17 protein-coding genes and 1 pseudogene are annotated in these 21196 nt (G+C 72.2%); 11 read left to right on the forward strand and 7 right to left on the reverse strand.

The features are described from left to right. The 3 genes from ACWEN0_RS29275 to ACWEN0_RS29285 are packed head-to-tail and all read right to left on the reverse strand — an operon-like array spanning position 1 to position 2505. Complete coding sequence (locus tag ACWEN0_RS29275) at positions 1-780, reverse strand: sulfite exporter TauE/SafE family protein (RefSeq protein ID WP_451980411.1); 780 nt, start codon at positions 778-780, stop codon at positions 1-3. Between the two features lie 53 nt (positions 781-833). Then, a complete protein-coding gene (locus tag ACWEN0_RS29280; RefSeq protein ID WP_451980414.1) occupies positions 834-1940 on the reverse strand; it encodes a CU044_5270 family protein in 1107 nt (368 codons plus the stop codon). Beyond that, positions 1933-2505: an RNA polymerase sigma factor gene (locus tag ACWEN0_RS29285; RefSeq protein ID WP_451980417.1), complete on the reverse strand. Its 573-nt coding sequence runs from the start codon at positions 2503-2505 to the stop codon at positions 1933-1935. The genes ACWEN0_RS29280 and ACWEN0_RS29285 overlap by 8 nt, the downstream gene beginning before the upstream one ends. Before the next feature lie 115 nt (positions 2506-2620). Here ACWEN0_RS29285 and ACWEN0_RS29290 point away from each other — a divergent pair, with 115 nt between their 5' ends. From ACWEN0_RS29290 to ACWEN0_RS29300, 3 genes are all read left to right on the forward strand, one after another. Continuing rightward, positions 2621-3493, forward strand: a complete 873-nt coding sequence (locus tag ACWEN0_RS29290; protein ID WP_451980420.1) for a hypothetical protein — start codon at positions 2621-2623, stop codon at positions 3491-3493. Between the two features lie 82 nt (positions 3494-3575). Next, positions 3576-4619, forward strand: a complete 1044-nt coding sequence (locus ACWEN0_RS29295) for a LacI family DNA-binding transcriptional regulator (RefSeq protein ID WP_451980720.1) — start codon at positions 3576-3578, stop codon at positions 4617-4619. A 164-nt stretch (positions 4620-4783) separates the two neighbouring features. After that, a complete protein-coding gene (locus ACWEN0_RS29300; protein WP_451980423.1) occupies positions 4784-8863 on the forward strand; it encodes a beta-galactosidase in 4080 nt (1359 codons plus the stop codon). Here the strand turns inward: ACWEN0_RS29300 and ACWEN0_RS29305 are convergent. Further along, positions 8844-9548 (reverse strand): DUF6008 family protein, encoded by a 705-nt coding sequence (locus ACWEN0_RS29305; protein ID WP_451980426.1) that lies wholly within the window; start codon positions 9546-9548, stop codon positions 8844-8846. The two genes, ACWEN0_RS29300 and ACWEN0_RS29305, sit on opposite strands and share 20 nt — an antisense overlap. Before the next feature lie 109 nt (positions 9549-9657). After that, complete coding sequence (locus ACWEN0_RS29310) at positions 9658-10308, reverse strand: LysE family transporter (RefSeq protein WP_451980429.1); 651 nt, start codon at positions 10306-10308, stop codon at positions 9658-9660. 188 nt (positions 10309-10496) lie between these two features. Here ACWEN0_RS29310 and ACWEN0_RS29315 point away from each other — a divergent pair, with 188 nt between their 5' ends. Then, positions 10497-11291, forward strand: a complete 795-nt coding sequence (locus tag ACWEN0_RS29315; protein ID WP_451980432.1) for an SDR family NAD(P)-dependent oxidoreductase — start codon at positions 10497-10499, stop codon at positions 11289-11291. A 221-nt stretch (positions 11292-11512) separates the two neighbouring features. After that, on the forward strand, positions 11513-11638 hold the full coding sequence (locus ACWEN0_RS29320) for a hypothetical protein (RefSeq protein WP_451980435.1): 126 nt from the start codon (positions 11513-11515) through the stop codon (positions 11636-11638). Between the two features lies 1 nt (position 11639). On the opposite strand, the gene ACWEN0_RS29325 is transcribed toward ACWEN0_RS29320, so the two are convergent. Together ACWEN0_RS29325 and ACWEN0_RS29330 are read right to left on the reverse strand one after the other, a co-directional pair. After that, the gene (locus tag ACWEN0_RS29325; RefSeq protein ID WP_451980438.1) at positions 11640-13088 is read right to left on the reverse strand and encodes a cellulose binding domain-containing protein; all 1449 of its coding nucleotides are present in this window, start codon (positions 13086-13088) and stop codon (positions 11640-11642) included. Between the two features lie 120 nt (positions 13089-13208). After that, entirely contained in the window at positions 13209-15248 is a 2040-nt protein-coding gene (locus ACWEN0_RS29330; RefSeq protein ID WP_451980442.1) for a phosphocholine-specific phospholipase C, read from the reverse strand. Positions 15249-15480: 232 nt separating this feature from the next. On the opposite strand from ACWEN0_RS29330, the gene ACWEN0_RS29335 reads away from it, so the two are divergent. The 6 genes and pseudogenes from ACWEN0_RS29335 to ACWEN0_RS29360 all read left to right on the forward strand — a co-directional run bounded on the left by ACWEN0_RS29335 (position 15481) and on the right by ACWEN0_RS29360 (position 21172). After that, positions 15481-15726, forward strand: a complete 246-nt coding sequence (locus ACWEN0_RS29335) for a hypothetical protein (RefSeq protein ID WP_451980445.1) — start codon at positions 15481-15483, stop codon at positions 15724-15726. A gap of 177 nt (positions 15727-15903) precedes the next feature. Next, positions 15904-16743: pseudogene (locus ACWEN0_RS29340) on the forward strand (glycoside hydrolase family 16 protein); the annotation flags it as partial. A gap of 248 nt (positions 16744-16991) precedes the next feature. Beyond that, a complete protein-coding gene (locus tag ACWEN0_RS29345) occupies positions 16992-17915 on the forward strand; it encodes a D-alanyl-D-alanine carboxypeptidase family protein (protein ID WP_451980448.1) in 924 nt (307 codons plus the stop codon). After that, positions 17912-18871: an endonuclease/exonuclease/phosphatase family protein gene (locus ACWEN0_RS29350; RefSeq protein WP_451980451.1), complete on the forward strand. Its 960-nt coding sequence runs from the start codon at positions 17912-17914 to the stop codon at positions 18869-18871. The genes ACWEN0_RS29345 and ACWEN0_RS29350 overlap by 4 nt, the downstream gene beginning before the upstream one ends. A gap of 193 nt (positions 18872-19064) precedes the next feature. Further along, the gene (locus ACWEN0_RS29355; RefSeq protein ID WP_451980454.1) at positions 19065-20114 is read left to right on the forward strand and encodes a LacI family DNA-binding transcriptional regulator; all 1050 of its coding nucleotides are present in this window, start codon (positions 19065-19067) and stop codon (positions 20112-20114) included. A gap of 56 nt (positions 20115-20170) precedes the next feature. Then, on the forward strand, positions 20171-21172 hold the full coding sequence (locus ACWEN0_RS29360; RefSeq protein ID WP_451980457.1) for an ABC transporter substrate-binding protein: 1002 nt from the start codon (positions 20171-20173) through the stop codon (positions 21170-21172). The last annotated feature ends 24 nt before the right edge of the window (positions 21173-21196 follow it).

A 21196-nucleotide genomic window follows, 5' to 3' on the forward strand; every position in this document is an offset into this window, starting at 1 on the left:
CTAGCGCGGGAGGAACGCGAGGGCGAAGAGGAAGGCGCCGAAGCCGACCAGGGCCGCCGAGGCGACGCGGTGGAGGTGGTTTCCCCGCAGCCGCCGGGCGAGGCGGCTGCCGAGCAGGACCCCGGCGCCGGCCAGGACGCCGAGGACACTGCCGAGTCCGAAGTGGACGGACCCCTGCGCCGCGTAGCCGAGTGTCGCGAACCCCACCAGCGGCAGCTGGATCAGCTGCCCGGCGGCGATCGTCGTCAACGCCGGGACGCCGAGCGCCAGCAGCACCGGGACGAGCAGCACCGGCCCGCCGGTGCCGGTCAGCGCCGAGCCGAACCCGACCGCGGCGCCGACGGCGACCGCGGCGGGCGCGGGCAGCTCACGCGATTCGCGCGGGCGGGCCCACAGGTTGAAGGCCCCGGAGCTGACGGTCACCACGGCGAGGAACAGCCAAAGCACGGTCTCCGGCACCACGCCGTTCACCAGCGCACCGGCCGCGGCGGCCGGTGCCGCGCCGAGGGTGAGGAAGCCGCCGAAGCGCCACGGCATCGCCTGGTGCCGCGCATAGGCGAGGGTGCCGGCGACCCCGGTGAACAGGAAGCACCAGCTGCTCGTGCCCGCCGCCGCGTGGACGTCCAGCCCGGCGAGCCAGGTCAGGGCGGGCGGCAGCAGGACGCCACCGATGCCGACGGCGCCGACGAAGACGCCGACCGGCACCGCCAGCAGCAGGACGGCTCCCGTGCCGCTCGTCAGCAGCCCGGCCACGGCCAGGGCCGCATGACTTCGCAGCACCGTTCACCTCCCGGCCGTGCTCTCTGCCCGCCCGAACCTACGGGCTTCGGGCGCTACTTGGCCGGGGGCTCGCCGAGGCGGGAGGCGACGCCCGTGGTGATCGCGCTGGCGCCGATCTCCGTGCCCGGCTTGATCCACGGGCTCTCCGGCTCCGCGCCCGCGACCTCGCGTTCGCCGAGGAACGCGCCGGTCACCGGGTCGATGATCAGCTGCCGGATCTCGTGGCGGTCGTCGAGGCCGAGCGCGACGCCCGCGCGGCCGTCGAGGTTCGTCTCCGTGGCCAGCACCGTCATACCCGGGATCTTCGCCAGCGCCCGGTACCACTGCGCCCGCAGTCCGGCCGGCATCAGGCCGGCCCGCAGGATCTCGGTGCCGAAGTGGAACATCACGCTCGGCGTCGAGCCGCGGCCCTTCGTCAGCTCCTGCAGCTTCGCGTACAGCGCCGCCGGGTCGTTCGGGAGCGTCGCGTAGAACGCCGGGCTGTCCCAGTCGGCCGGGTCGTCGCACTGCTTGGCCGGCTTGGCCTTCGGGAAGAAGTCACCGCACCGGCCCTGCCACTGGCCCTGGTCGGTGTTCGTGACGTCCGGGACGGGTGCCTGTGCCTGCGGCACGGACCCGCCGAGGAACTTGCCGGTGTTCAGGATCCGGCGGCTCTCCTGCCAGACGTCGTGCGCGTCGGCCGGGATCCAGCGCTGGATCTGCTGCTCCCACAGGTAGGTGTAGCCGGTGTCGTCACCGGTCTGGACGCCGCGCTGGACCCACGTGTGCTCGTCGACGTACCGGAACTGCCCGGGCCCGACCGGCTGGTCGGCCGCGCCGACGCTCAGGTCGGCGGCCCGGTTCAGCACCTGGACCGCCGACATCAGCTTGATGTCCGGCCAGTTCGCGGTCGGGTTCGCGCTCGGGCGCGGGTTCGGCGCCGCGGCCGGCGGACCCGCGGGCGCCGACCCGGTCTGGACGACGACCGTCACCGCGACCACCCCGGCCACGGCGGCGGCGACCGGCACGGCGAACCGCCAGGTCCGCTTCGGTCGCAGCGGGACCACGGTCGTCTCCGCGCCGAGTTCGGCCATCAGCTTCGCGCGGGCCGCGGACAGGTCGGCGGGCGCCGTGCGGGCGTCGCGGTGGAGCTGCTCGAGGGTTTCGTCGAGCTCATGCATGGGGGTTCTCCTCGGTGGGGACGAGCAGGGCCTGGAGGCGGTGGCGCACGCGGTGCAGGCGCGAGCGGACCGTGCTGGCGGGCACGCCGAGCGCCTCGGCGACCTCGGCCGGTTCGAGCCCGGCCCACGACGTCAGCAACAGGACGTCGCGGTCCTGTTCGGACAGTCCGGCGAGCTCGCCGGCGAGCACGCGCAGGCGGGCGGCCGCGTCGACCCGGCCGGCGACGGCGGTGTCGTGGTTCTCGGCCGGCCGGTCCTCGGCGCCCGCCCGCGCGGTCAGCTGGAACCCGCGCACCTCCTGGCGGACGTGGTTGCGCAGCAGGTTGGTGGCGATGCCGTAGAGCCACCCGCGGACGGGCGCCTTCTCGGGGTCGTAGCTGGCGCGTCTTCGCAGGGCGACGACGAACGTCTCGGCCACGAGGTCGTCGGCGGCGTGCCCGCCCACCCGGCCCGCGAGGTAGCCGCGCAGGGGAGGAGCGTACTCGTCGAAGAGCCGCGAGAAGACCTCTTTCGGATCCCGGGCGGCGAGGTCGGGCCGGTCGAGCCGTTCCACGATTCTGGTCACGCTACTGGTTGTCGTGAACCGCAGCCCGCGTCCCGGCCGCCCGCCCGGATGAGACGCAGGCCACATCCCGGCCGTCCGCGCCGAACACCGGAGGGGCCTGCGGACAACAGCCGGTATGCACAGAGGAAACGCGATGCTGCTGGCCGGGACGTGCGCGGGTGCCGTGGTGGCGATGCTCGTCGTGGCGGCGGCGGTGCGGCCGCCGGCTCCCGTCGCGGCGGCGAGCCCGGCCCTGCCGGCCGCGCCGGCCCTGACGACGAGCGTGGCGACGACCGCGACGTCGGCGACCCGCTCGAAGTCGCCGCTGCCGGACGGCGCCGCGCTGGCCGCGCTGGTGCCCGGCAGGCTCAGCGTGCTCGTCCGTGACCGCCGGACCGGCCGGGACGTCGTCTCCTACCGGCCGGACGCGACCTACACCTCGGCGTCGCTGGTCAAGCTCTTCATCGCGCTGGAAGCACTGCGGCGCGACCTGCCCGCCGGCCAGGTCGCGGAGATGCTGTCGCGCAGTGACGACGACGTCGCCAGCGGGCTCTGGGTGCAGCTCGGCGGGCCCGCGATCGTCACGGCGTGGGCCGAGCGGATCGGGCTCGAGTCGACCCGCCCGCCGGCCGACGACGGGCACTGGGGGAGCACGCTCGTCAGCGCCGCAGACGTCGCGCGCGTGTACCGCTACCTGATGGAGGACTTCCCGGCCGGGCCGCGGCAGACCGTCCTGCGGGCCCTCGACGGCGCCACCGAGCACGGTGCCGACGGGTTCGACCAGTTCTTCGGCATCCCGGACGCGGTCACCGCCACGGACTGGGCCGTCAAGCAGGGCTGGTCCTGCTGCGACCCCGGCCGCACCCTGCACACCAGCGGGCTCGTCGGCGACCGCCGGTACATCGTGGTGGTCCTCAGCGCCCAGCCGTCGTCGACCGGGTGGGCGACGGCGTCGCGGCACATCACGGCCGTCGTGAAAGCGCTCTCCGGTCCGCTCGGCTGGTCCTGACGCGCCCGGCGTCCGCCGCCGCGGGGCCGTTCGGCGGTACCGTCTCGGGGTGGTGGAACGGCGCGAGGCGGAGGGGGCCAGGGTGGTGGACCGGGCGAAGGCGGGGGAGCAGGCCAGGACGCCGGCCGCGGCGCCGCGGCAGCCGAGCCTGGCCGACGTCGCCGGCATGGCCGGGGTGTCCCACATGACCGTCTCGCGCGTGGTCAACGAGAGCGGGCCGGTGCGCCCGGAGACCCGCGAGCGCGTGCTCGCCGCCGTGCACAAGCTCGGCTACCGGCCCAACACCGCCGCGCGGACGCTGGTCACCGGCCGGTCCGGCACGCTCGGCGTGGTCGCGCTGGAGTCCAACCTCTACGGGCCGGCGAGCACGCTCTACGGCATCGAGAACGCCGCGCGGGAAGCCGGCTACGGCATCGCGATCTGCAGCGTCACCCGGCCCGGGCGGACGTCGATCGGCGACGCGGTCGAGAGCCTGCGGCGCCAGGCCGTCGAAGGCATCGTCGTCATCGCCCCGCACGTCACGGCCGGGCGCGCGCTGGCCGCGGTGCCCGCGGACATCCCGGTGGTGGCGGTCGGCGGCGGCGACGCGGCGCCGGTGCCGGTCATCTCGGTCGACCAGTACGACGGCGCCCGCCGCGCCACCGAGCACCTCCTGGCCCTGGGCCACCGGACGGTCTGGCACGTCGCCGGCCCCGAGGACTGGCTGGAGGCCCGCGACCGCGAACGCGGCTGGCGCGAGACCCTCGAACGTCGTGGCCTGCGGGTGCCCGCGGTCGTCCGCGGCGACTGGAGCCCGCGGTCCGGCTACGAGGCCGGCCGCGCGCTCGCCGGCAAGCGCGGGCTCAAGGCGGTCTTCTCCGCCAACGACCAGATGGCGCTCGGCCTGCTGCGGGCGTTCACCGAGGCCGGCATCCGGGTGCCGGAGGACGTCCACGTCGCCGGGTTCGACGACGTGCCGGAGGCGGCGTACTTCAACCCGCCGCTGACCACCGTCCGCCAGGACTTCATCGAGGTCGGCCGCCGCACGTTCGGGCTCCTGGAAAACCGGATGGCGGGCGGCGACGCCGGGGCGCGGCACCTCGTGCCGGCCGAGCTGATCGTGCGGGAGAGCACCGGCCCGCGCTGATGTCCCGTGAATGACCTGTTCCGGACAGGGATCGGACGACTGTTAGCGTTAACACGACGTCGGCACTGATCCATCCCGGTGTTGCATCTTGACCGCTTCTGTGGAGTTGCCAAAGGATCGTGTGCGGTTCTGGTTCAGTGCTGCTCCAGCCGGAGGTCCCCGCCATGCGCTCCGCCGTCGCCGCCCTGCTCGCCGCCGTCCTCGCGCTCGTCGGCGTCGTCGTCCCGCAAGCCGCGGCCGCGCCACCGAAACAGCCGCACACCGTGACCTACGACGGCTACTCGTTCCTGGTCGACGGCAACCGGACCTACCTGTGGTCGGGGGAGTTCCACAGCTACCGCGTCCCGAGCCCCGACCTGTGGCTCGACATCTTCCAGAAGATGAAGGCCGCCGGCTTCAACGCGACGTCGCTGTACTTCGACTGGGGCTACCACTCGCCGCGCCAAGGCGTCTACGACTTCACCGGCGTCCGCGACCTCGACAAGCTCCTCGACATGGCGCAGCAGGCCGGGCTCTACGTCATCGCGCGGCCCGGGCCGTACATCAACGCCGAGGTCGACGGCGGCGGCTTCCCGACCTGGCTGTCCACCACCCCCGGCCACACGCGCAGCGCCGACCCGGTCTACCTGAAGTATTCCGACGAATGGCAGACGCAGATCGACCGGATCATCGCGCGGCACCAGCTCACCACCGGCACCGGCAGCGTGCTCGCCTACCAGGTCGAAAACGAGTACTACAACGGCAACGCCGACGGCCGCGCCTACATGAAGCACCTCGAGGACAAGGCCCGCGCCGACGGCATCACCGTTCCGCTGGTGGGCAACAACAACGGCACCTTCAACGCCGGAGAGGCCGCGCTCGACGTCGACGCCGCCGACTCCTACCCGCAGGGCTTCGACTGCTCCAACCCCACGCGCTGGAACGGCGTGCCGGACATCAGCTACGACCACGTCCCCGGCAAGCCGCTGATCACCGCCGAGTTCCAGGGCGGCGCCTTCGACCCGTGGGGCGGGCCCGGCTACGAGAAGTGCGCCCAGCTGATCAACGACCAGTTCGCGAACGTCTTCTACAAGCAGAACATCGCGGTCGGCGCCACCGGCCAGAGCTTCTACATGCTGCACGGCGGCACGTCGTGGGGCTGGAGCGCGATCCCGCAGAACTACACCTCCTACGACTACGGCGCCGCGATCACCGAAGGCCGCCAGTTCGACCCGAAGTACGACGAAGACAAGCTCATCGGCTACTTCACCCAGTCCGTCGCCCCGCTGACCAAGACCGACGGCCTGGCCGGCGCGCCGCTCACCGACCCGGCGCTCACCGACACCGCCCGGATCAACCCGGACACCCGCACGCAGTTCCACACCCTGCGCCACACCGATTCGACGTCGACCGCGACGAACACGACCACGATGGCGCTCGACCTCGCCGCGCACGCCGGCTACACCTACGACGACCGCGCGGCCGAGCTCGGCTACACCGGCACCTGGAGCCACCCCGGGTCCGAAGTGGACTACACCGGCGGCGACTACCAGCACACGGAGTCGTTCTCCGAGGTCACCGGCGACAGCGTGAGCATCCCGTTCACCGGCACCGGGATCCGGTGGGTGACGTCGAAGGACCCGAGCCACGGCATCGCCGACGTCTACCTCGACGACGCGAAGGTCAGCACGGTCGACCTCTACGGGACGAGCAAGCAGAACCAGGTCACCGGCTACGAGGTCCGCGGCCTGCCCGCGGGGGCGCACACGCTCAAGATCGTCGTCACCGGGCAGAAGAACGCCAAGGCGACCGGGCCGTTCGTCGTGGTCGACGCCGTCGACCTGCTGTCGGGCAGCACCGACTACTACCCGGTCGTGCCGCAGCAGCCCGGCACCGGTCTCACCCTGAACGGCCGTCAGTCGAAGATCGTCGTCGCCGGGTACGACCTCGGGCGGACGCGGCTGCAGTACTCGACGTCGGAGGTCATGACGAGCGCGGCCATCGGCGGCCGGGACGTCGCGGTCCTCTACGGCGACCAGGGCGGTCCCGGCGAGACCGTGCTGCGGTTCGCGAACCAGCCGTCCGTGCAGGTCCTCGCCGGTGCCGCGACGTCCACCTGGGACGCCACCCGCGGCGACCTGCGGCTGAACTACACCCACGACGGCCTGACGCGCGTGCTCGTCACCGCACCCGGGCAGCGGCCCCTGCTCCTGCTGCTCGCGGACAAGGCGACGGCGAAGACGTTCTGGCGCCAGGACACCGCGGCGGGCCCGGTGCTGGTCCGCGGCACCCACCTGGTGCGGACCGCGGCCGACGACCACGGCACCCTGAACCTCACCGGCGACACCGGCACCGACGGCGCGTTCGAGGTCTTCGGTACCGAGAAGTCGGTGACGTGGAACGGATCGCGGGTCGCGGCCCAGCCGACGGCCAGTGGCAGCCTCACCGCCACCGCACCGGCCGCGACGCCGGTGACGCTGCCCGCGCTCACCGGCTGGAAGCACCAGCAGGAGTCACCGGAGAGCCAGCCCGGCTTCGACGACTCGGCGTGGCCGGTGGCCGACAAGGACACCAGCAACAGCTCGACGACGCTCGGCACGAAACCGGTGCTCTTCGCCGACGACTACGGCTTCCACACCGGCAACACCTGGTACCGCGGCCGGTTCACCGGCGACGGGAAGCAGACCGGCATCACGCTGTCGAGCCAGAGCGGCGGCCCGGCGGGCGCGTTCTCGGCGTGGCTCAACGGCGTCTTCCTCGGCAGCTCGAAGGACCCGCAGCACACGTTCCCCTTCCCGGCGGGCACCTTGCGCGCCGGCGAGAACGAGATCTCCGTGCTGACCGTGAACATGGGCCACGAGGAGGACTACGGCGCGGCCAACGGCAACAAGGCCGCGCGCGGGCTCACCTCCGCGCGGCTGACCGGGGCCCCGCTGACGTCGGTGACGTGGCGGCTGCAGGGCGTCCGCGGCGGCGAAACCGGGCTCGACCCGACGCGCGGCCCGCTCAACACCGGCGGGCTGTACGGCGAGCGCGCGGGCTGGTCGCTGCCCGGCTTCCCGGACGGGCGCTGGACGCCGGCGTCGCTGCCCGCGAAGGACACGACGCCGGGCGTCTCCTGGTACCGGACGACGGCGGACCTGGACCTGCCGCGCGGCCAGGACACCTCGCTCGGCCTGACGATCACCGACGACCCCGGGCGGCAGTACCGCGCACTGCTGTTCGTCAACGGCTGGCAGCTCGGCCAGTACGTCAACTACCTCGGACCGCAGCACAGCTTCCCGGTCCCGGCCGGGATCCTGAACCCGAACGGCCACAACACCCTCGCGATCGCCGTGTGGAACCTCGACGGCAGCACCGGCGGGCTCGGCAAGGTCGCGTGGACGAACTACGGCAGCTACCGCTCACCGCTGGCCGTGGCGCAGAACGCCTCGCCCGGCTACGACCCCGGGCGGTACGCGATGCCGGCCGCGCCGACGGCCGGGGTGTCGCTGACCGCACCGGACACGGCGTCGGGCGGGCAGCGGTTCACCGCGTCGGCGACGGTGCGGGTGCCCGCGGGCGCGCCGACGGCGTTCGACGTGCGGCCGGTGCTCACCGCCCCGGCCGGGTGGACGGTCGGCACGGCGTCCCCGCCGTCGGTGGCGAAGATCGACAGCGGCAGGTCGGCGACGTTCACCTGGCCCGTCACCGCACCCTCCACAGTGGACACGGCGGCGCTGAAGGTCGCGGTGGCGTACCGGCAGGCCGGTCGGCCGGGCACGGCGAGCGACGAGCGGATCGTCGGCGCGGTACCGCCGGCGCCTCCCGCCGGACAGGTCGCCGTCAGCTCACTGCCGTTCCTCACCGCGACGAACGGCTGGGGCCCGGTCGAGCGCGACACGAGCAACGGCGAGGCGGCCGCGGGCGACGGCAGGCCGATGACGATCGGCGGCGTGTCCTACGCGAAGGGCCTCGGCGTCCACGCGCCCGGCGACGTCCAGCTGTACCTGGCCGGTGCGTGCTCGCGGCTGACGGCTTCGGTCGGCGTCGACGGTGAAACCGGCACCGGCGGCAGCGTCAGCTTCAGCGTCGCGGTGGACGGCGCGACCAAGGTGACGACGCCGGTGGTGCGCGGCGGCCAGGCGGCCGTGCCGATCGACGTCGACGTCACCGGGGCCCAGGTCCTGGACCTGCTGGTGGCCGACGGCGGCGACGGCAACGGCAACGACCACGCGGACTGGGCGCTGCCCACGCTGACCTGCGCTACGCCGCCCGCCGGGTGAGGTCCGGGACGGGCCGGGCGGTGAACGTCGCCCGCACCTCCCGGCGCTCCTTCCCCAGGTGGTACAGCGCCAGCCCGAAGATGATCGAGCCCACCACGTTCGCGACGAAGTGCCACCAGACGCGGTAGGTGGTCAGGCCCGGACCCGGGTCGATCAGGCCGAAGAACGTGGACAGGCCGATCGCGCGGGAGCCGAACGCCACCGACAGCGTCAGGACGAGGTGCTCGAGCCCGTGCAGGCCCTGCATCCACACGCCCATCTTCGCCCAGCGGCGGGCGCGGGTCTTGAGCGCCCGCCGCGTGATCACCATGACGCCGGCCAGCCCGGCCAGGAAGATGAAGTTGCCGGTGAGGTGCAGCAGTTCCATCCCGAACGTCGGCCGGCCGGGCAGCAGCATCTGCAGGCCGTTCGCCAGGCCGGTGCCCCACGGCGTCATCCACGCCGGGGAGTTCGGGTGCCCGAGCCAGTAGCCGACCTGCGCGATGTGCTCCTGGACGTGGCCGAGCTGGCCGAGCACGCCGAGGCCGATCACCGCGACCGAGCCGCGGTACACCCACGGCCGCACCGGCCCGCGGTTCGCGTAGGCGAGGATCCCGACCGCCGCCCACATCGCCAGCGCCCAGAGCACGAGCAGCGTCGCCCCCGCGACGTCCCAGCCGGACATCGCACCCATCGGCATGGTCATGGCCGTCTCCCGTCGTCTCCTGCCGAGACTAACCGGGAAAGCGGCTCGCGACGTCTTCCGGCGTGCGCCCGGCAACGGGACAAACCGTTACACCGCAACGCTTTTCCGGTCAGGCGAGGACAAGTCGGACGGCGAGCGCGGTGATCACCGCACTCGACACCAGCGCCGTCACGAGCCGGCCGCGCGGTCCGGTGAGGACCCGCCCGAGCAGGGCCCCGCCACCGGCGAGCAGGGCTTGCCAGCTCGCCGAGGCGGCGAAGGCGGCGAGCACGAACACGGCTTGGCCGGGCACCGGCACGGCGGTGCCGGCGCGGCCGCCGACGACCAGGGCGGTGAAGTAGACGACCGTCGTCGGGTTCACCAGCGTGATGCCGAGCAGGCTGACGTAGGCGCGTCCGGGGCCGAGCGGCGTGACCGGCCCGGTGGCGGCGTCGCGGTGGGACCGCAGTGCCGAGACGGCCCCGCGGACCGCCAGCACGACCAGGATCCCGGCCGAGACCAGCCGCAACGGCCCGGCGACCGGGGTGATGACGCCCGCGACCGCGGCCCCGCCGAGCACCGCCACCAGCGCGTACACGCCGTCGGCGGTGGCGACGCCGAGGGCGGCGGCCAAGCCGGTGCGCAGGGACGTGCGGGCGGTGAGCGCGACCAGGTAGGTCGCGACGGCGCCGACCGGGATCGCGATGCCGTAGCCGGCCAGCAGGCCGGCGAGCAGCGCGGCGGTCACGGCTTCGCGGCGATCGACCCCCGCGGACGGCACGGCTGCTGCCGGACCGGCGCGGCGGTCGCGGCGACGGTCGGCAGGAGGGACGTGCGGTGCGTGGTCATGGCGCAGATCGTGGCGGCCGGGGATGCGCGGCGGCAACCGGTTTTCCCAGCCGGTGCGCTCCGGCGAGCTGTGCTTGAATCGCTCGGAACGCACGGCCGAGGCGAGAAAGGGCTTTCACGATGCGGGTCGACCTGAGCGGGAAGACGGCGCTGGTCACCGGGTCCACGCAGGGCATCGGCGCGGCGATCGCGGCGGGCCTCGCGGCCGCGGGTGCGCGCGTCGCGATCAACGGGCGGAGCGAGACGGGGGTCCTGAAGGCGATCGCGCGCCTGAAGGAGGAGGTGCTGGACGCGGACCTGGTGCCCGCCCCGGGCGACGTCTCGGACGAGGCCGGCGCGGCCCAGGTCGTCGAGGAGGTGCCCGACGCCGACATCCTGGTCAACAACCTCGGCATCTTCGGCGCGCAGGAACCGCTCGAGATCACCGACGCCGACTGGCGGCGCTACTTCGAGGTCAACGTGCTGGCCGCGGTGCGGCTCACCCGCGCCTACCTGCCGGGGATGACCGGGCGCGGCTGGGGCCGGATCCAGTACATCGCCAGCGATTCGGCCGTCGTGATCCCGGCCGAGATGATCCACTATGGAGTGTCGAAGACGGCGCTGCTCGGCGTCTCGCGCGGGTTCGCCAAGCACGCGGCCGGCACCGGCGTCACGGTGAACGCGGTGATCGCGGGCCCGACGCACACCGGTGGCGTCGAGGACTTCGTCTACGAGCTGGTCGACAGGGATCTGCCGTGGGACGAGGCCCAGCGAGAGTTCATGAAGAAGCACCGGCCGCAGTCGTTGCTGCAACGCCTGATCGAGCCCGAGGAGATCGCGAACCTGGTGGTGTACCTGAGTTCGCCGTTCGCCTCGGCCACCACGGGTGCCGCGGTGCGCGCCGACGGCGGGTACGTCGACGCGATCCTGCCGTAGGACCCGCTCCCGCCCGGGCGCACGGGGGAGGCCCGGGAGGGAGCGGGAGTGGGTGGCCGGGGTTTCACCGCACCGGCACCCCGTTCAACGACTCGCCCGGCCGGGAGTTCCCCCGACGCGGAGTGACGTGCGTCGCGGCCGTTCGGGGTACCCCGCGCAGGGGTCGCCCGGACGAGCACGGGGGCTGTACCGATCGGGCTCCGTCGTTCATGATCGACTTCATGGACCACATCGAGACACCGGTCAAACCCGGGCGGGGCCTGCGCCGGGTCCTCCTCGCGGCGGCGGCGGGCGCCGTGCTCGCCGCCGCCGCGTGGGTGGCCCTCTGGCTGGCCATGCACCTGTGACCTACGGCGTGACCGGGATGTTCGTCAGACCGGACCTGGCGTTCGTCACCGTGTTGGAGGCGTACACGACGTTCGGGTCGGCCGAGCACTTCGACACCGAACTGATCTTGATCGCGTAGTCGCCGACGCCGCCGAGATCGGACTTGTTGCCCCGCCAGACGTTGCCGCAGCCGTTGTCGAACGACGGGCTCGTGCTCGGGTTGTGGTTCTCGTAGCCGTTGGCGAACGTGCCGGGCGGGGCGAACGTGCCCGTGTTGTTCTCGATCGTGTAGCCGATGCCCTTGACGTCGATCCAGGAGTCGGCCGAGTTCTCGCCGGAGATGCCGCGTCCGTCGAAGGTGTTGCCCCGGATCACGCCGTCGAACGTGCCTTCCTTGACGTCGATCGGCTCGGCCGCGACGAACGGGCCGATGTGGTTGTCCAGCACCTGGATCCGGTCGCCGCGGTCGACGCCGCCGGAGTTGCCGTGGCAGCCCCAGTTCGAGTTCGCCGAACCGAGGTAGACGCCTTCGCCGTACCCCGGCTGGACGAGTCCGGTGTAGGTGATCGTCGAGTTCTTCAGCACGCTGTCGGCCGAGGAGCGGCGGAAGTGGATCGCCTCCTCGTCGATGTGGTTGACGTTCACGCCGTCGATCGTCGTGTGCGGGGAGTTGTCGGCGACGATGCCCTTCTTGGACTCCTGCACGGTGAACCCGGTCAGGGTCCAGTAGGGCGCGCCGGAGAGCCACAGGCCGTAACCCGAGTCCCAGCCGGGCGTCGGCGCCGGGCAGTCGGGAGCGGCACCGGACGGGCCGTCGTTGACCAGGACGGCGTTCGCCGGGCCCGACAGGGTGATCGGTTCCGCCGCCGTGCCGGGCCTGGTCGTGACGAACGAGCCGTGGTAGGTCCCGGCGGCGAGCTTGATCGTCTGGCCCGGTGCCGCGTTCGCCAGCGCCGCCTGCAGCTGGGCGGCGGTCGAGACGTTCACGGTGTCCCCGGCGGGCGGGGTGGTGGTCGTGGTGGGCGGCGGTGTGGCCGGGGTCGTCGGCGTGGTCGTGACCTGGCCGCCCGCACACGGGGTGCCGTTGACCGTGCAGCCGGCGGGCAGGCCGCCGCCGGCGACGGTGAAGCCGAAGTTCGCGCTGCCACCGGGCTTGACCGTGCCGTTGAACCCGGCGTTCGTGAACTTGTAGTGCTGCCCGGTCTGCGTCTTCGCCGAGCTCCACGAACTGGTCACCGCCGAGCCCGCGGGCAGGTCGAACTCGACGGCCCAGCCGGCGGCGGGCGCGTCGCCGTGGTTGGCGATCGTGTAGCCGCCGCCGTAGCCGCCGGTCCAGACCGACGTCTGCGCGAAGGTGGCGGACAGGTTCGCCGCGGCGGCCCCCGCGCTGACACCGCCGGTCAGCGCGAGGGCGACCGCCGCGGCGGAAACGGTTGCGGTACCGAGGAAAACGGCACGTCGTGGGGACACCAAGGGCCTCCGGAAAGGGGAACTGCGGAGGTGTTGCGGCGTACACCCGGACGTTCCCTTTATAGGTCACCCATGTGACGTGCGTCAATGAGCTGAACAACCGTCATGGATGTGAACGGATCAGCCGGTGACGCTCGCCGCGCCCGTCTCGACGTGACCGCTGAACCGGCGCAGGAACTTCGGGTCCGCGTCGAGCGTCGCCGACAGGTCGTACCAGCCGGAGCCGTAGGCGACCGGGTTCCAGTCGTCGGTCACGGTCTGACCCGCGGTCAGGGTGTAGGTCCACGGCCCGTCGGTGCGGTAGTGGTTCGCGGTCACCGTGATCTTGACCGTCGTCTGCCCGCCGTTGCGCAGGGTCAGCCGCAGCTTGTTGTCCGCGGTGTAGCTCCCGAGGACGTCGACGCCCGCGCCGGCGCTGTTCGCGTCCCCGGCGAGGACCCAGCGGAACCGGTTGGGCCCGTGCACGGCGACGCCGTACTTGCCGCCGCCGTAGAGCTGGATCCGCCAGGTGTCGCTGACCTGGGCGCCGGGCGCGAGGTCGTAGGGCCACGGGCCGTCGGTCTGACCGTCGTTGCGGTAGGCCATCAGCTGCAGGGCCGCGGTGCCCTGGTTGGCGAACGTCGTGGTGAGGATCTGGTGGTCGGCGCTCAGCGACGTCGTCACCAGGGGCTTGTAGGGGAGTGCCCGGGCCGGGCGGGTGCCGGTCTCCTGCACCGGGGCCTGCTGCTTGCCCGTCGCCGGGGGCGCCGGCTTCGGCAGGTTCTTCTGGGTGTCGTCGGCCTGCTTGCGCAGGGCCGCGGTGTCGGGCAGCAGCGGGATCTGGACGTTCTGCGTGCCGAAGTCGAAGCACGTCATCAGGTCGCCGCAGATCGCCCGGCGCCACGCGCTGATGTTCGGCTCGGCGACACCGGTCCAGCGCTCGAGGAAGCGGATCACCGACGTGTGGTCGGTGACCTCCGAGCTGACCCAGCCGCCGCGGCTCCACGGCGAGATCACGGTCATCGGCACGCGCGCGCCGAGCCCGATCGGCTGGCCGCCGATGTACTCGCCGGCCGTCCCGGACGGCGCGACCGGCGGGGCGACGTGGTCGAAGAAGCCGTCGTTCTCGTCGTAGTTGATGAGCACCACGGTGGACTCCCAGAGCTTGGGGTTGTTCCACAGGGCGTTGAGGACGGTCTGGGTGTAGGCGGCGCCGTCGACCGGACGGGCTTCGGGGTGCTCGCAGTAGCCGTAGGGCGCGACGATCCACGAGACGCGGGGGAGCGACCCGCTCGCGCAGTCGGCCTTGAACTCGGCGAGCACGTGGTCGACGTCCTTGCCCTGGCCGGAATCCGGGCCCCAGGTCTTGAACACACTGGCCCGTTTGGACAGATCGGAGGTGTAGTCCTGGTGGTAGGCCTTGAACAGCCACAACGGGTTGTCGCCGTAGTCGCCGACGAAGGAACCGCCGGCGTCGCCGACCTCCTTGTTGGCGTACACCTTCCACGAAACCCCGTGCTGCTGCAGGCGTTCCGGGTAGGTCGTCCAGCTGAAGACCGGCTTGTAGTCGGCGGGGTTGTAGTTCGCCGGCCCGCCCGCCTGGCCGGCGGCGTCGATCGTGCCGGTGAACAGGTAGAGCCGGTTGGGCGTGGTCGGGCCCTGCACCGAGCAGAAGTAGTGGTCGCAGACGGTGAACGCGTCGGCGAGCGCGCGGTGGAACGGGATGTCGCCCTGCGCGAAGTACCCCATGGTCATCTCGCCCTTGGCGGGGATCCACGCGTTGTTCGCGCCACCGGCGATGGCCTGGTGCTGGTCGGTCCAGCCGTGGCCGAGGTCGCCGAGGTCCTGACCGTCCACTTTGGTCGTGTCCACCCGGAACGGCAGCAGGTACTTCCCGTCGCTGCGCCCGGAATCCGGCTGGTGGAAGACGTCCTGGCCGTTCGGCAGCACGATCGCCGAGCGGTCGCCGTAGCCGCGGACGCCCTTCATCGTGCCGTAGTAGTGGTCGAACGACCGGTTCTCCTGCATCAGCACCACGACGTGCTCGACGTCGGAGAGGCTGCCGGAGACGCGGGGTTCGGCGAGCGCCTCGGCCATGCCGGGCGGCAGGGCGCCGAGGGCGCCGGCGGCGGCGACTCCGCCGAGGAAGCTGCGTCGGGTGAACTCGTGCGGGTCGGCCATCACGGGAGCCTCCAGGGGGACCTCGGCAGGGCGACGCCAGCGTAGATGATCGAAGCTGCTCGCAACTACCGACGTTCGGACGTAATCGAGCACCGAGTGTTCATGCATTGTTCGGTTCGACGGCCGGCGGCGTGACACTTTCCGGTGACCCGGAGCTGAACCGGCGTCCGGCGGGGAATCTTTCCCAGCACAAACCCCTGGCGCACAGGGGATTCAGTGGAGGGAGAGCACGATGAAGACCCGAATCGCTTCCTGGACGGCGGCCGCCGCACTCACGGTTTCCGCGGTGGTCGCCGCGGCCGGCCCGGCGTCGGCCGACCCGGTGCCGGGCAACCCGAACCAGTTCTACGCCTACTGCTCGGTCGACCTGCTCGGGGTGCCGCTGGCGTGCACCGAGACCGACGCCGCCCACGCGTCGCACATCTGCCAGTACGTCGCCACCGGCGTCGGCCTCGGGCTCGACTGCATCCTGCGCTGAGGCCCGGGTTGCCCGAAAGTACCCGGTGGTCCGGACCATCGGGTACTCGTCGGAAAATGTCCGACCGGATAGCCTTGTTCTTCGCCACCGTCCCGGCCATACTTTGTTGCCATCCACAACAAATAGGGTGCCGGTGAGCCGCCAGCCGTCGCCCGCGGAACGGAAGGGGCGACGACGATGTCGACCAGGATCTCCGCCCGATGGCGGCGGACCGCCCGCCTGCTGGTGGTGCCCGCGGCGCTGCTCGCAGCCGGCGCCGTGGTGGCCGCACCGCAGAGCCAGGCCGCGCCCGCTTCACCGCTGGCTTCCTTCAGCGACGACTTCGACGGCCCGGCGGGCAGCGGCGTCGACGGCTCGAAGTGGGTCCACGAAACCGGCGACAACGTGAACAACCACGAGCGCCAGTGGTACACCGACGGCACCGCCAACGCGGCGCTCGACGGCCAGGGCCACCTCGTGATCACCGCCAAGAAGGAGAACAGCGGGAACAACTGCTGGTACGGCGCCTGCGAGTACACCTCGGCGCGCCTCAACACCTCCGGCAAGTTCACCGCGTCGTCCGGGCACGTCGAGGCCCGGATGAAACTGCCGCGCGGGCAGGGCATGTGGCCCGCGTTCTGGATGCTCGGCTCCGACATCGGCAACGTCGGCTGGCCGCAGTGCGGCGAGATCGACATCATGGAGAACGTCGGCTTCGAGCCGAACACGGTGCACGGCACCATCCACGGCCCGGGCTACTCCGGTTCCGGCGGCATCGGCGCGCCGTACAACGGCCCGAACTTCTCCGACGACTTCCACACGTACGCGATCGACTGGTCGCAGGACAAGATCGTGTGGTCGGTGGACGGCAACGCCTACCAGACCCGCACGCCGGCCGACGTCAACGGCAACCAGTGGGTGTTCAACCACGACTTCTTCGTGATCCTGAACCTCGCGGTCGGCGGCTACTGGCCCGGCGACCCCGACGGCAGCACCCAGTTCCCGCAGCAGCTGGTGGTCGACTACGTCCACGTGAGCTGAGCGGTTCCCGACCAGCGGGACCGGCTGTCCTCCGCGCGCGGCGGAGGGGGGCCGGTCCCGCGCCACGCCGGCCGGTCTTCCGGCGTCGTAACCCGGTACGGCGACTTCGGCGGGCCGGCTTTGGTACAGAACCGCGACATTTCTGGTTCAGACCTGTCGACCAACCCCGACGGCCCGGCGATCTTCCCCGGACACAGTGATCGGGGTGTGCCTCCGCGGCACACCCCGGCACCCGGAGGAGACCCATGGCCCGTACCCGCATCCCACCCGTCGCCGGCGGGTTCGCCGCCGCCGCGCTGGTGGCCGTCGCCGCGACGTGCTGGGTGCTCTTCCCGCCCACCGTCGACGGGCGGCCGAGCGCCGCGCGGCCGGCCGTCGACCTGCCGCTGCCGTGGCCGGCCGAAGGACAGGCCAGTGCCGAGGTCCAGGGCCTCGGCTCGCTCGGCAGCCGCGGCGAGCGGCGGCCGGTGCCGATCGCGAGCGTCACCAAGGTGATGACCGCGCACGTCGTGCTGAAGGACCACCCGCTCGGCGCGGGCGAACCCGGCCCGCTCGTCACCGTCGACGACCAGGCCGCCGCCGAGTCGGCGTCGTCCGAAGAGTCGACCGCGCCCGTGCGCGCCGGCCGCCAGATCGGCGAACGGGACCTGCTGGCGTTGATGCTCGTGCCGTCCGGGAACAACGTCGCCCGCCTGCTCGCCCGCTGGGACGCGGGCAGCCAGGAAGCGTTCGTCGAGAAGATGAACCGCGAGGCCGCCGCGCTCGGCATGACCGACACGACCTACACCGGCGCGAGCGGCATCGAGGACTCGACCACGAGCACGGCCGCCGACCAGCTGCTGCTGGCGCGCGAAGTGATGCGGAACCCGGTGATCCGCGCGATCGTCGCGACGCCGAGCCTGCGCGTCGACGGCGTGCCCGGCGACGTCGTCAACACCAACACCCTCCTGGGCCGCGACGGCGTCATCGGGCTGAAGACCGGCTCGTCCACGGCGGCCGGCGGCGCGCTGATGTGGGCGGCGAAAGCCCGTGACGGCGCGCTCATCCTCGGCGTCGTGCTCCACCAGAGCCCCGGCGGCAGCCCGGCGCAGGGGTTGCAGGCGGCGTTGGACGCCAGCGAGAAGCTGATCGCCGGGATCCGGCGGGAACTCCCGGCGGCGCCCCGGTGACGACGACCCTCGAACCGAAAGCGCCGCCGGAGCGGGGAACCTGGCGTCGCGGCCGCGTCATCGCCGGGTTTTCCGCCCTGACCGCGCTGCTCCTGCTCGGCCACTCGCTGGTGCCCAACGCCGTGGGCAACGCGGGCAGCCTGCTGGAGACGTTCCTGCCGTGGACCGGCCTGCTCGTCGTGCCGCTGCTCGTGGCGGCCCTGATCCGGCGCTCCGCGCTGGCCCTCGTGTCACTGCTGCTGCCGGCCGTGGTCTGGGGCGGGTTCTTCGGCGGCAGGCTGTCCGACAAGACGGCGGCCGGCGGCGACCTCACGATCGTGTCGCACAACGTCAACGACGAGAACCCGGACCCGGCCGGCACCGCGCGTGCCCTGGCCGCCTCCGGTGCGCGGGTCATCGCGCTGGAGGAACTGAAGAGATCCGAGGTGCCGAAGTACGAGGAGGCGCTGGCCGCCGCGTACCCGCACCACTCCGTGCAAGGGACCGTCGGGATCTGGAGCACGCTCCCGCTCGGGACCACCCACCCCGTCGCGATCATGCCGTGGACGCGGGCGCTGCGGACCACAGTGGACACTCCGAAGGGCCCGGTGGCGGTGTTCGTGGCGCACCTGCCGTCGGTGCGGGTCCGGGTCGACTCGGGCTTCACGGCGAACGGCCGTGACGAGGCGATCGGCCTCCTCGCCGGCGCGGTCGCCGCGGACCCGTCGCCGCGCAAGGTGCTCGTCGGGGACTTCAACGGCACGACCGACGATCGCGGGCTCGCGCCGATCACCGCCCGGATGCGGTCCGCGCAGGACGAGGCGGGCGACGGCTTCGGGCTCAGCTGGCCGGCGTCCTTGCCGCTGGCCCGGATCGACCAGGTCTTCGTCGACGGGGTGCGCCCGGTCGCGGCCTGGACGTTGCCCGCGACGGGCAGCGACCACCTCCCGGTGGCGGCCTCGGTGGCGCTCGGCTGAAGCTCGTGAGTGAGCAACAGTGTTCCGGCACTGTTGCTCACTCACGACCTTCGGTGCGGAAGACCGGTGGTCGGGGGCGTGACTGGACCGTTACGCGACCCGGGCTTGACCGCGTGGGTGTTATCGCTAACACTGACTCCTCGCCGTCACCGGAACGGGTGACGCAGACCAGTGCCGGTCCGCACGGAAGGGGATGCCGGTGGCCGAACGACCTCGCTCCGGCGGCCCGGTCCGGGTGACCGCCGCCGGTACGCGGCAGCCGAGCCTGACCGACGTCGCGGGCGTGGCGGGCGTGTCCCACATGACCGTGTCCCGGGTGATCAACGGAACCGGTCCCGTGCGGCCCGAGACGCGCGCCCGGGTGCTCGCCGCCATCGAGGAACTGGGCTACCGCCCGAACTCCGCGGCCCGCGCGCTCGTCACCGGGCGCACCGGCACCCTCGGCGTTGTCGCGCTCGAGTCCAACTTGTACGGTCCGGCCAGCACGCTCTACGGCATCGAGAACGCCGCCCGGGAAGCCGGGTACGCGATCACGATCTCCAGTGTCAGCCGGCCCGGCCGGTCGTCGATCGCCGACGCGGTGGAGAACCTCCGCCGCCAAGCCGTCGAGGGCGTCATCGTCATCGCCCCGCACGTCACCGCGGGCAAGGCCCTCGAAGCCGCGCCCGCGGACTTCCCGGTCGTCGCGGTCGGGGGCGGGGAGGCCGCGCCGGTCCCGGTCATCTCCGTCGACCAGCGCGACGGCGCCCGCCGCGCCACCGAACACCTCCTGGCGCTGGGGCACCGCACGGTCTGGCACATCGCCGGGCCGGAAGACTGGCTCGAGGCCCGCGACCGCGAGCTCGGCTGGCGGGAGACCCTCGAGCGCCACGGCGCGAACGTGCCGCGGGTGATCCGCGGCGACTGGAGCTCGCGCTCCGGCTACGAGGCGGGGCGATCCCTCGCCGGGGAGCCGGACCTCGACGCTGTCTTCGCCGGCAACGACCAGATGGCCCTCGGCCTGCTGCGCGCGTTCGCCGAGGCCGGGATTTCGGTGCCCCGGGACGTGCGCGTGGCGGGCTTCGACGACGTCCCCGAGGCGGCGTACTTCACGCCGCCGCTGACCACGGTGCGCCAGGACTTCATCGAGGTCGGCCGGCGCACGTTCGGCCTGCTCACCGAGCGGCTGGGCGGGGGCGACCGGCACGCGCGCGCCCTGGTCGTGCCCGAGCTGATCGTCCGCGAGAGCACCGGGCCGCGTTAGCGCGTTCCGCGCGCCGGACCGGAGCGGACCACCTCTGAATGTTAACGCTAACAGAAATGATCACCGTCGATCGAGGAGTGAACGTGCTGAAGAAGCGATGGGCCGCCGCAGCGGCCACGGCGGCCGGACTCGTGCTGCTCACCGCCTGCGGGAGTGGTGGTTCCTCAGGCGGCTCCGGCGGGGCGATCACGCTCGGGTTCGCCCAGGTGGGCGCCGAGAGCGGGTGGCGGACGGCCAACACCAAGTCGATCCAGGACTCGGCGAAGACCGCCGGCATCGAGCTCAAGTTCTCCGACGCGCAGCAGAAGCAGGAGAACCAGATCTCCGCGATCCGCTCCTACATCCAGCAGAAGGTCAAGGTCATCGCGTTCTCGCCGGTCGTCGAATCCGGCTGGGACACCGTGCTCAAGGAGGCCAAGACGGCCAACATCCCGGTCATCCTCACCGACCGGGCCATCGACTCGCCGGACAAGTCGCTCTACAAGACCTTCCTCGGCTCCGACTTCATCGCCGAAGGCAAGAAGGCGGGGGAGTGGCTGACCAAGGAGTTCGCGAGCGCCACCGGCCAGGTCAACATCGTCGAGCTGCAGGGCACCACCGGTTCGGCCCCGGCCAACGACCGCAAGAAGGGCTTCGCGGACGTCATCGCGGCGGACCCGAAGTACAAGATCGTCGCGTCGCAGACCGGTGAGTTCACCGGCGCCAAGGGCAAGGAGGTCATGGAGGCCTTCCTCAAGTCCCAGCCCAAGATCGACGTCCTCTACGCGCACAACGACGACATGGCCCTCGGCGCCATCGAAGCGATCGAAGCCGCAGGCAAGGTGCCGGGCAAGGACATCAAGATCGTCTCGGTCGACGGCGTCAAGGACGCGCTCACCGCACTGGCCGACGGCAAGATCAACCACGTCGTCGAGTGCAACCCGCTGCTCGGCCCGCAGCTGATGGACCTGGTCAAGAAGGTCGCCGCGGGCGAGCAGGTGCCGGCGCGCATCGAAACCCAGGAGACCGAGTTCGACCAGGCGTCCGCGAAGGCCGCCCTGCCGCAGCGGCAGTACTGAGAGGTCACCGTGTCCACCGAAATC

This window comes from Amycolatopsis sp. NPDC004378 (assembly GCF_053602455.1).

Excerpts from the sequence above, each read along its gene's own strand:
- ACWEN0_RS29290 (WP_451980420.1), top strand. The coding sequence starts at position 2,621 with ATGCACAGAGGAAACGCGATGCTGCTGGCCGGGACGTGCGCGGGTGCC.
- ACWEN0_RS29315 (WP_451980432.1), top strand. The coding sequence starts at position 10,497 with ATGCGGGTCGACCTGAGCGGGAAGACGGCGCTGGTCACCGGGTCCACG.
- ACWEN0_RS29300 (WP_451980423.1), top strand. The coding sequence starts at position 4,784 with ATGCGCTCCGCCGTCGCCGCCCTGCTCGCCGCCGTCCTCGCGCTCGTC.
- ACWEN0_RS29280 (WP_451980414.1), bottom strand. The coding sequence starts at position 1,940 with ATGCATGAGCTCGACGAAACCCTCGAGCAGCTCCACCGCGACGCCCGC.
- ACWEN0_RS29330 (WP_451980442.1), bottom strand. The coding sequence starts at position 15,248 with ATGGCCGACCCGCACGAGTTCACCCGACGCAGCTTCCTCGGCGGAGTC.
- ACWEN0_RS29305 (WP_451980426.1), bottom strand. The coding sequence starts at position 9,548 with ATGACCATGCCGATGGGTGCGATGTCCGGCTGGGACGTCGCGGGGGCG.
- ACWEN0_RS29360 (WP_451980457.1), top strand. The coding sequence starts at position 20,171 with ATGATCACCGTCGATCGAGGAGTGAACGTGCTGAAGAAGCGATGGGCC.
- ACWEN0_RS29335 (WP_451980445.1), top strand. The coding sequence starts at position 15,481 with ATGAAGACCCGAATCGCTTCCTGGACGGCGGCCGCCGCACTCACGGTT.
- ACWEN0_RS29355 (WP_451980454.1), top strand. The coding sequence starts at position 19,065 with ATGCCGGTGGCCGAACGACCTCGCTCCGGCGGCCCGGTCCGGGTGACC.
- ACWEN0_RS29320 (WP_451980435.1), top strand. The coding sequence starts at position 11,513 with ATGGACCACATCGAGACACCGGTCAAACCCGGGCGGGGCCTGCGCCGG.
- ACWEN0_RS29345 (WP_451980448.1), top strand. The coding sequence starts at position 16,992 with ATGGCCCGTACCCGCATCCCACCCGTCGCCGGCGGGTTCGCCGCCGCC.